This is a genomic window from Mycobacterium sp. UM_CSW (genome assembly GCF_000455205.1).
Taxonomy (GTDB): domain Bacteria; phylum Actinomycetota; class Actinomycetes; order Mycobacteriales; family Mycobacteriaceae; genus Mycobacterium.
Genome location: NZ_AUWQ01000174.1, coordinates 1 through 980 on the forward strand (window position 1 = coordinate 1; position 980 = coordinate 980).

General features: G+C 79.2%; 1 protein-coding gene and 1 pseudogene. One reads left to right on the plus strand and one right to left on the minus strand.

All coding sequences use genetic code 11. The features are described from left to right. A pseudogene (locus N415_RS32430) lies at window positions 1-421 on the minus strand (hypothetical protein); the annotation flags it as partial. A 21-nt stretch (window positions 422-442) separates the two neighbouring features. On the opposite strand from N415_RS32430, the gene N415_RS32435 reads away from it, so the two are divergent. After that, window positions 443-980, plus strand: a 538-nt coding sequence (locus N415_RS32435; RefSeq protein ID WP_204366849.1) for a hypothetical protein, incomplete at its 3' end; no start/stop codon positions are given.

A 980-nucleotide genomic window follows, 5' to 3' on the forward strand; every position in this document is an offset into this window, starting at 1 on the left:
CGGCGGGGCCGCCGGGCTGCTGTCCGGTACCGGCGGGGCCGGCGGTAGCGGCGGCAACGGCGCGATGGGTGGCCACGGCGGGGACGGCGCGGGAGGGGTGACTGGTACCAACGCTGGCGCCGGCGGTGTGGGCCAGACGGGCGGTCAGGGGGGTAGCGGCGGGAACGGCGGGGCGCCTGGCGCCGGTGGGCGCGCAGGATTCTTTGGCGGCACTGCGGGCCCCGCGGGCACCGCGGGCGACGGTGCCGCAGGCGGGGACGGCGGCACCGGCGGCCAGGGCGGTGTGGGCGCCGCTGATGTCGGATCTGGCGCTGGGGTCGGTGGTCAGGGTGGCATGGGCGGGGCAGCCGGGTTGGGGGGCAGCAGCGGCGGCACTGGCGGCGTCGATGGTGCTGCGGGCATCGGCGGCACCGGAGGTCAAGGCGGCTGGGGCGGGGCCGGCATGCAGGGCACCGCAGGAGTTAGTGGCGTCAACGCTGGCCAGGGCGGTCAGGGCACTCAGGGCGGTGCCGGCGGTCAAGGCGGCCAAGGCGGCGCCGGCAACGGCGGCACCAACGGCACCGGCGGAGTGGGCGGCACCGGTGGTCAGGGCGGCCAGGGCGGTGTGGGCGCCGCCGACACCGGCTCGGGTGCCGGCACCGGCGGCACCGGCGGTACCGGCGGGACAGCTGGCGCCGGGGGCAGCGCGGGCAGCGGCGGCGCCGGAGGCCAGGCGAGCAGCGCTGGTACCGGCGGCACCGGAGGTCAAGGCGGCACTGGCGGGGCCGGCAAGAGCGACACGACCAGCGGCGTTGCGGTCACCCTGGGCACCAACGGCGGCACCGGCGGCAACGGCGGCCAGGGCGGCGCCGGCAATGGTGGCTTCAACGGTAACGGCGGCCAAGGCGGCACCGGCGGCAATGGCGGCACGGCGCTTGGCAGTTCCACCGGTCTCCCCGCCACCGCCGCCGGCGGCGGTGGCGGTGGCGGCGGGGCCGGCG